At 63.9% G+C, this 8,723-nt stretch carries 7 protein-coding genes; 4 read left to right on the top strand and 3 right to left on the bottom strand.

Going from position 1 to position 8,723, the window contains the following annotated elements; genetic code table 11:
• The 3 genes from VJ604_RS07350 to VJ604_RS07340 all read right to left on the bottom strand — a co-directional run.
• The coding region (locus VJ604_RS07350; protein ID WP_324081164.1) for a tetratricopeptide repeat protein at positions 1-738 on the bottom strand (738 nt) is incomplete at its 3' end.
• Positions 739-820: 82 nt separating this feature from the next.
• A complete protein-coding gene (gene msrA / locus VJ604_RS07345; RefSeq protein ID WP_324081162.1) occupies positions 821-1,357 on the bottom strand; it encodes a peptide-methionine (S)-S-oxide reductase MsrA in 537 nt (178 codons plus the stop codon).
• A gap of 299 nt (positions 1,358-1,656) precedes the next feature.
• Positions 1,657-3,441, bottom strand: coding sequence for a GspE/PulE family protein (locus VJ604_RS07340; protein WP_324081160.1), 1,785 nt, complete (start codon positions 3,439-3,441; stop codon positions 1,657-1,659).
• A 153-nt stretch (positions 3,442-3,594) separates the two neighbouring features.
• Here VJ604_RS07340 and VJ604_RS07335 point away from each other — a divergent pair, with 153 nt between their 5' ends.
• From VJ604_RS07335 to VJ604_RS07320, 4 genes are all read left to right on the top strand, one after another.
• On the top strand, positions 3,595-3,915 hold the full coding sequence (locus VJ604_RS07335; protein WP_324081158.1) for a phasin superfamily protein: 321 nt from the start codon (positions 3,595-3,597) through the stop codon (positions 3,913-3,915).
• A gap of 28 nt (positions 3,916-3,943) precedes the next feature.
• Positions 3,944-5,629: an ABC1 kinase family protein gene (locus tag VJ604_RS07330; RefSeq protein ID WP_324081156.1), complete on the top strand. Its 1,686-nt coding sequence runs from the start codon at positions 3,944-3,946 to the stop codon at positions 5,627-5,629.
• Between the two features lie 287 nt (positions 5,630-5,916).
• Positions 5,917-6,831: a UDP-3-O-acyl-N-acetylglucosamine deacetylase gene (gene lpxC / locus VJ604_RS07325; RefSeq protein WP_324081154.1), complete on the top strand. Its 915-nt coding sequence runs from the start codon at positions 5,917-5,919 to the stop codon at positions 6,829-6,831.
• A gap of 134 nt (positions 6,832-6,965) precedes the next feature.
• The coding region (locus tag VJ604_RS07320; RefSeq protein WP_324081152.1) for a sensor histidine kinase at positions 6,966-8,723 on the top strand (1,758 nt) is incomplete at its 3' end.

Genomic DNA, 8,723 nt, shown 5'->3' with positions numbered 1-8,723 from the left:
CTTGGCCTGGGGTAGCCCGTGCTCAGCCGCCTTTCGCAGCCAGTCAGCGGCTTGCCGCGGGTCCTTTGCGACACCTTGTCCGCGCAGGTACATGATGCCCAGGTAGAGCTCGGCCTCGGCGCTTTCCTGGCGGGCGGCCTTGAGGAACCAGCGGAAGGCCGCGGAGAGGTCCTTGGCGACGCCGTCGCCGCGAAAGGCCATCTCTCCCAGGTAGATTTGGGCCCGGGCGCTCCCCTGTTCGGCGGCGGCGCGGAACCAGCGCAAGGTCTCCCGCAGGTCCTTGTCGACGCCGTCCCCCTTGCCGTACATGAGCCCCAGGTTGAGCTGGGCCTTTATGTGGTCCTGCTCGGCGGCCCGCCGGAACCAGCGAGACGCCTCGCGGTGATCGAGTGCCACCCCTTCTCCCTTCAGATAGAGAAGGCCCAGGTCGTACTGGGCGCCGGCGTGTCCCTGTTCCGCCGCCTCCCGGAAGAGGCCGGCCGCACGGCGGCTGTCCTTGGCAACGCCATCGCCCTTGTAGTACCTGACGCCGAGTTGGAACTGTTCGGAGGGGGGTTGCCGGGAAGAGCCGTGAAGAGAGGTGCCGGCGGGGTCGGGGAAGGGTCGGGAGGAGCCCGCCCGCTGGGCGGTCCCGCCGCAGCCGGCCAGGGGAAGCAGGATGGCCAGCGTGCAGAGTGCCAGCGCCCATGCGGGACGCGGAAGTTCGCTGTTGCTGATGCGAGAGGGGCCGGTAGACATAGTGGCCGTATTGTAGCCTGCCGGCGGCAGAAACGTCTACGAAATAAGTGCTAATAAACGGGCACTTACGCTCGCCAGCCGGTTACTTTTGCCCCCAGAGCTCCTTCAGCCTCCAATTCCTGCCGCAGCCGTCGTGGTACATCTTGTAGCGCTCGGGATTCTTCTTGTAATACTGCTGGTGGTATTCTTCGGCGGGATAGAACGCGCCGGCGGGGACGATCTCGGTGACGATGCCGCCTGGGACCTTCTCCTCCAGCTCGCGCTTGCTCTGCTCGGCAACCGACCTCTGCTCATCGCTGGTGTAGAAGACGGCGGTCCGGTACTGGGTTCCGAAGTCGCAGAACTGGCGGTTTTTCGTGGTGGGGTCGATGTTGCGCCAGAAGACGTCGATCAACTCCCGAAAGCTCACCAACGTCGGGTCGAAGCGGATGAGCACCGCCTCGGCATGGCCGGTCTCCCCCTCACAGACCTCGACGTAGGAGGGATCGGGGACCTCGCCGCCGGTATAGCCGGGCATCACCGAAAGCACCCCGTCCATCTTGTCGAACACCGGCTCCATGCACCAGAAACAGCCACCGGCAAAGATGGCGGTCTCAACCTTTTGCGTCGCAGATTCCATCACGGCTCACCTCCAACCACGATTCCACATCTGTTGGGCTCCCCCTCAGACCGAGCCCCATCCTCAGCCTGTCCCTCCCCTTGAAGGGGAGGGAACGTGGGGCGAAGATATCGGGAGTCACGGAATGAGGTCCCCCCCTTGATAAAGGTGGGACAGGGGGATTGCATCCGGCGGTTCACCCATTCCCTCCCCTCACAGCTTACCTCCAACATCCCCTCCCCTTCAAGGGGAGGATCAGGAGCTTGCCCGCCGTAGCCTTGGCGGAGGCGGGTGAGGATGGGGTTGAGGGCGGCGCCAGGTCAGGTGACGGCGATGACCTCCTCGTAGGTGGTGATCCCCTCCAGCATCTTCCTGACCGCCAGGTCCCTGAGCGGGACCATGCCGTCCTCCCTGGCCGCCGCCTGCAGGGCGCCCAGTTCCGGACGCTCCGAGATGGCCGTCTTGATCCCTTCGTTCACGTCCAGCACCTCGAAGATGCCGGTCCTCCCCTTGTAGCCGGTCCCCCGGCACTCCGGGCACCCCTTGCCGTACCAGACCTTCCCCCCCTGCTTGAGGGAGAGGTACTCGATCTCCCCCTCGGAGAGCTGACGCTCCGCCTTGCAGGCCGGGCAGATCTTGCGCAAGAGCCTCTGGGCGATGATGCCGATCACGGTCGAGGAGATCAGGAAGGAGGGGACCCCCAGGTCCAGGAGCCTGGTGATCGAGGAGGGGGCGTCGTTGGTGTGCAGGGTGGAGAGCACCAGGTGGCCGGTGAGCGCCGCCTGCACCGCGTTCTCCGCCGTCTCGTGGTCGCGGATCTCGCCGATCATGATGATGTCCGGGTCCTGCCTGAGGATGTTCCTGAGCACCTTGTCGAAGGTCACCCCGATCGCCCCCTGCACGCCGACCTGGTTGAACTCCTCCATCACCATCTCGATGGGGTCCTCCACGGTGACGATGTTCACTTCGGGGGAGGAGAGGGTCCTGAGTGACGAGTAGAGGGTGGTGGTCTTGCCGCTGCCGGTGGGGCCGGTGACCAGGATGATGCCGTTGGGGCGGCGGATGAAGGAGCTGTAGAGCTGGTACTCGCGCGGGTAGAAGCCGATCTGGTCGAGGTCCTGCATGAGCACGTCCGGGTCGAAGACCCTGATCACCACCTTCTCGCCGAAGGCCACCGGCAGGGTGGAGACGCGCAGCTCGATCTCCTTTCCCTGGTGGTTGGTCTTGATGCGGCCGTCCTGGGGGCGCCTCTTCTCGGCCAGGTCCATGCGGGAGAGCATCTTGATGCGGGAGACCATGGGGGGGTGCAGCTGCTTGGGGACCATGTGCACGTTGTGCAGCACGCCGTCCACCCGGAGGCGGACCAGCGACTTGTCGCGCTTGGGCTCGATGTGGATGTCGCTCGCCCGCTGGTCGAAGGCGTACTGGAGCAGGAACTCCACGGCCGAGACGATGTTGCGGTCGGTGCTCTCGATCTCGTGCCCCATCTTCAGGCGGACGAACTGCTCGAGGTTGCCGAGGTCGACCGAAGTCCCCACCTCGCTCTCCGCCGCCTTCACCGAGGCGCGGAAGCCGAAGAACTCCCTGAGGATCTTGATGATGTCGTTGCGGGAGGCGAGCACCCGCTCGACCTTGATCCGCTTGATGCTCTTCAGCTCCTCGATCACCTCGTCGTTGAAGGGGTCGGCGACCGCCACCGTGAGGGTGCCGTCTTTATAGTCGACCGGCACGATCAGGTTCTTGAGGGCGAAGGGGCGCGAGATGTGGGCAGTGACCATCTCCAGGTCGAGCTTCAAGGGATTTATCTTCAGGTAGGGGAGCCCCACCACCGCGGCCAGCACCTCGGTGATGCCGTCCTCGGTCAACAGCCGGCCGCCGGACTCGGGGACCTCCAGGTTGAAGGAGGCGATCACCTCGGCGGGCGAGGGTTTCTCGGGGGTCTGGTTCAGCCTGCGCGAGTAGCCCGCCTGCTGCGAGCCGGCCAGCCGCTGCTGCTGGGGCTCGCCCTTGGCGACCAGCTCGCCGAACTGCGTCTCGTCGATCAGCCGGCGCTTCAAAAGCATCTGTCCCACGTTCTTTATGGTCAGCGAATTCTTCTTGTTCATGCCGGCAGCCGCCCCCTGTGAGGATGGAGGCAGTATCAGCTAGAACCTTAATAAAGTCAAGGGGGTGGACGTTGACATCGGGATGAGGTGCGAATATCATTAGACAGAGGCAACATGCAGTTTCAGGTCCAGCCCGTCAAAGGAGGAAACACCATGTTTGAAATCCTGGAGAAGGCAGCCATGACCGCCCTTGGGGCCGCCGCGATCACCCAGAAGAAGGGTGAGGAGCTGGTTAAGGAGATGAGGTCCCGCTACAAGATGAGCGAGGAAGAAGGTCGGGCCTTCCTGGATCGGATCCAGGAGCTGGCCAAGGCCGGGCGCGAGCGGACCACCGAGGCGGCCGAGGTGGAGATCAAAGGCGCCCTGGAGCGGATGGGCATGGTGACCCGCGAGGACTTCGACAAGCTGGAGCACCGGGTCCGGGTACTGGAGGCGATCGCGCCGGCCGACGAGGAACCGGGGACTGAATGCTGAGACTGACTTAGCTCAACCGGGGTACTGAATGCTGAGACTGATCCAGCTCAACCGCAACGTCCGGAGCATCCGGCGTTATCGGCAGATCATCACGGTGTTTGCCGGTTACGGGCTCGAGCACCTGCTCGAGTACCTGAACCTCTCCCAGGTGATGGCCGCCTCGCGACGGGTGCTGCGCCGGCCTACCCCCAAGGCGGCCCACCTCTCGGCGCCGACGCGGCTGAGGCTCGCCATGGAGGAGCTCGGCCCCACCTTCATCAAGCTGGGGCAGCTCCTCTCCACCCGTCCCGACATCATCCCGGAACCGTTCATCCAGGAGTTCTCCCGCCTGCAGGACAGCATCCCCTCCATCCCCTTTTCCGAGGTCTGCAGCGAAATCGAGCGCGAGCTCGGGGTCCCCATCGAGGAGCGTTTCTCCTCCCTGGGCTCCGAGTCGATCGCCGCGGCCTCCATCGCACAGGTGCACCGGGCCAGGCTTATCAGCGGCGAGGACGTGGTGGTCAAGGTACGCCGCCCGGGGGTGGTGGAAACGGTAGAGACCGACATCGACATCCTGATGGGGGTGGCGCTGCTTTTGGAGCGGCACACCGCCGGAAGCGACATCTACGATCCGGTCGGCGTGGTCAGGGAGTTCGCCTACACCATCCGACGCGAGATGGACCTGGCGCGCGAGGGGCACGCCATCGAACGGATCCGGGATAACTTCAAGGGTGACCCCACCCTCTACTTCCCGACCGTGTACTGGCAGGCCACCGCCAAGGGGGTGCTCACCCTGGAGTACATCGAGGGGATCAAGGTGAGCGAGGTGGCGGCCATCGAGGCGGCGGGGCTGGACAGGGGCGAGATCGCCCGCCGCGGCGCGGTCGCCTTCCTGAAGATGGTGCTCGAGCACGGTTTCTTCCACGGCGACCCCCACCCCGGCAACGTGCTGATCCTGCCGGGCAACGTGATCGCCCTGCTCGATTTCGGGATGGTGGGAAGACTCGATCCCTCCGTGAAGCAGTACCTCACCGACGTGCTCACCGCGGTCATCAACCGCGACGTCGACGAGTTGGTCGCCACCATCACCGCCAACGTGGAGGTGAGCGAGAACCTCGACGTGAGCGGCCTCAAGAAGGGGCTCGCCGAGTTCATCGACGGCTACTTCGAGATCCCGCTCAAGGAGATCGAGGTGGGGCGCATGCTCCTGCAGTTCATCGACCTGGTCTCCACCCACCGCATCAAGATCCCCCCCGACCTCACCCTGCTGGTCAAGGTGCTGGTGGTGATCGAGGGGATGGGGCGCGAGCTCGACCCGCAGTTCGACATGGTCGGCCACCTGCGCCCCTTCATGGAGGAGGCGCTCCGCGAACAGCACTCGCCGACCCGCATGATGCACGAGGTGGAAAAGGGGTTCCAGGCCTACCTCTCGCTGGCCAGGAACCTGCCGCGCGACATCCGGGAGATCCTCAACAAGATCAACCGCAACAAGCTGCGGATCGACCTGGAACACCGGGGGCTCGACCGCTTCGGCAAGGAGCTGGAGCGCTCGGCCAACCGGGTCTCCTTGAGCCTTATCATCACCGCCCTGATCATCGGCTCCTCCATCGCCATGCAGGCCAACCGGGGCCCGTTGCTCTGGGGGCTTCCCGCCTTCGCCTTCTTCGGCTACCTGTGCGCCGGCATCGTCGGCTTCTGGTGGATGATCGCCATCATCCGTTCCGGGAGACTGTAGCCGGGACCGGCTCCGCAGGTGCCTGTCCCCCCTTGCCGTCGACGTGTCGCCCTGGTGGCAAAAATGCAGCACCGTCGCCAACTGTTGCACAAACGCCACACTCCCCGTTGCTTTTACACCACACGAGGCCGATCCGCCACAGCTCCCCCCCTTCCCTCCCACCCTTCCCCTTTCCGAAAACGTCCACTCCGCTTGGCTTTACATAAAGATGAGTGATTCCTCTTCGTTGGCTCGTTCCTTGCTAAATGATCCGCATACTGATTAAATGCAATCCCGGGAGCAAGCCAATGACTTTCCAGAACACCTTGGGCAACAAAGTAACTTTCAGCGGTATCGGCCTGCATACGGGTAAGACCATAACGCTCACGCTGCGTCCGGCCGAGGCCGGCACCGGCATCGTCTTCCATCGGGTCGACGTCTCCCCCTCGGTCTCCATCGAGGCCAAGGCGGCCAACGTCGTTTCCACCCGGCTTTCCACCACCATCGGCAACGCCCAGGCCACCGTATCCACCATCGAGCACCTGATGGCGGCGCTCTACGGCTGCGGCATCGACAACGCCCACGTCGACATCAACGGCCCCGAGGTCCCGATCATGGACGGCAGCGCGGCCCCCTTCGTGGCGGCCATCGAGAAGGCCGGCGCCAAGGGATGCGGCAAGCCCCGCAAGTACCTGGTGGTCAAGAAGCCGGTCAGCGTGGTGGAGGGTGACAAGAAGATCACCATCATCCCCTCGCGCACCTACAAGATCTCCTTCGACATGGAATTCGCCCACCGCGCGGTGCGCAGCCAGTTCCGCTCCATGCAGTTCAGCCGGGAGATCTTCACCGAGGAATACGCCGCCGCCCGCACCTTCGGCTTCCTGGCCGAGGTGGAGATGCTCAAGGCGCACGGGCTGGCCCTGGGCGGTTCGCTGGAGAACGCGGTGGTGATCGGCGAGGAGGGTGTGCTCAACGAGGAAGGGCTCCGCTATACCGACGAGTTCGTCCGCCACAAGATCCTTGACTCGGTCGGCGACATGTCGCTGGCCGGCTACCGGCTGATCGGCCACGTGAAGTCGACCAAGTCCGGTCACGACCTCAACCACAAGCTGGTCACCGAACTGCTCCGCCGCCCCGACTGCTACACCCTGGAGGAGTTCACCCAGCAGCCGGCCAACGCCCCCTTCCTCCCGATGCCGGAGCTGGCGACCGTCGCAGCTTAAGGCGAGATCAAGAGCACGATCAAGAGTACAGCCAGAAAAAGCAGACCAAGAGCAGCCCTCGCGGGGGCTGCTTTTTTTCGTTGCAGGCGGCAAGCGCCTTGAAAAGACACCTGTTCTTCGTATAAAGTGACCTGATGCCCACGGATACCGATAAAAAACCGCGTGCCCCCCAGGAGGTGCGCGCCGCCGAGATCAGGAAGAGAAAGCGCGAGGGGTTCTTCGTCTGCCTGTCGCTGCTCTCCATCCTGATCCTGACCGCCTTCGAGATCCACCTGTCGCGCCTCTCCTCCGAGGTGCCGATGGGGAGCAACGTCATCATCTTCGGCATCATCAACGTCATCATCCTGCTGATCATCCTGCTGGTCTACCTGGTCTCCCGGAACATCACCAAGCTCCTCCTGGAGCGGCGCAAAAACGCACCGGGGGCGCATCTGCGCACCAAGCTGGTGCTCGCCTTCGTCACCCTGTCGCTGGTCCCCACCCTGCTGCTGTTCTTCGTCTCGGCCGGATTCATCACCAACTCCATCCACAACTGGTTCAACAAGCAGGTGGAGAGCTCGCTCAACGAGTCGATGGAGGTCGCCCAGACCTTCTACAAGAGCTCGGCCGCCAACGCCCTCTACTACGGCAATCAGATCAGCCAGATCGTCAAGGAGAAGAAGCTCCTCAACGAGGAGAACCTCCCCAAGCTCAAGGCGCTCATCCGCCAGAAGCAGCAGGAGTACAACCTGGGGGTGGTGGAGGTGTTCTCCTCCCAGCGCGAGGAGCTGATCAGGGCCGCCAACCCCAAGGTCCCGCTGGGCGAGTTCACCAACCCCTCCTCCGAGGACATCAACGTGGGGCTGGCCGGCGAGCAGCTGACCCGGGTGAGCCCGATCGGCAAGGCCGACCTGATCCGCGGCATCGTGCCGATCAGGAGCAACTGGAACAGCAAGGACGTGGTGGGGGTCATCGTGGTCAACTACTACGTCCCCTACTCGCTGGTTGCCAAGATGCGGGAGATCTCGCTCTCCTACCACGAGTTCCGGCAGCTGAAGATCATGAAGAACCCGATCGCCACCGGCTACATCCTGACCCTGTTCCTGATCACCATGGTGATCGCCTTCCTGGCGGTCTGGTTCGGGGTCTACCTGGCGAGGAGCCTCACCAACCCCATCCAGGAGCTGGCCGAGGCGACCAGGCAGGTGGCCGAGGGGAACCTGGACGTGCACCTGGGGGAGAGCGGCCACGACGAGATCGGCATGCTGATCGCCTCCTTCAACCGGATGACCCAGGACCTGCGCGAGAACCAGCTCGCCCTGCAGCACACCAACGAGGAGCTGAAGAAGAGCAACCTGGAGCTCGACCAGCGCCGGGTCTACATGGAAACGGTGCTCGCCAACGTGACCGCCGGCATCATCTCGGTGGACAAGGACGGCCTCTTGACCACGGTGAACAAGTCGGCCGAGAAGCTCCTCTCCATCAACATGGACAAGGTGGCTGGCAAGAACTTCCGGGAGGTGCTGCTCCCCGCCCACCTCGACATCGTCAAGGGGCTCCTGCGGGACATGGTGCTCAGCAAGCAGGACGCCATCAACCGCCAGCTGACCATCCCGATGCGGGACGGCGAGCGGACGCTGCTCACCAACCTGACCGTCCTCAAGGACGAGAAGGACGCCTTCATGGGGATGGTGGTGGTGCTCGACGACATGACCAGCCTGATCAAGGCGCAGCGCATGGCGGCCTGGCGCGAGGTGGCAAGAAGGATCGCCCACGAGATCAAGAACCCGCTCACCCCGATCCAGCTCTCCGCGCAGCGGCTCAGGAAGCGCTACCTCTCCCGCTTCGACGGGGAGGAGAAGGTGTTCGACGAGTGCACCGCCATGATCATCAAGTCGGTGGACGAACTGAAG

The sequence above is a fragment of the Geomonas sp. genome, from assembly GCF_035254065.1.
Classification (GTDB): Bacteria; Desulfobacterota; Desulfuromonadia; order Geobacterales; family Geobacteraceae; genus Geomonas.
This window is presented reverse-complemented; position numbering and strand designations above follow the sequence as displayed.

Bases quoted from the DNA above. Each gene is read 5' to 3' on its own strand.
- lpxC (WP_324081154.1), top strand. From the start codon at position 5,917: ATGACTTTCCAGAACACCTTGGGCAACAAAGTAACTTTCAGCGGTATC.
- VJ604_RS07335 (WP_324081158.1), top strand. From the start codon at position 3,595: ATGTTTGAAATCCTGGAGAAGGCAGCCATGACCGCCCTTGGGGCCGCC.
- msrA (WP_324081162.1), bottom strand. From the start codon at position 1,357: ATGGAATCTGCGACGCAAAAGGTTGAGACCGCCATCTTTGCCGGTGGC.
- VJ604_RS07340 (WP_324081160.1), bottom strand. From the start codon at position 3,441: ATGAACAAGAAGAATTCGCTGACCATAAAGAACGTGGGACAGATGCTT.
- VJ604_RS07330 (WP_324081156.1), top strand. From the start codon at position 3,944: ATGCTGAGACTGATCCAGCTCAACCGCAACGTCCGGAGCATCCGGCGT.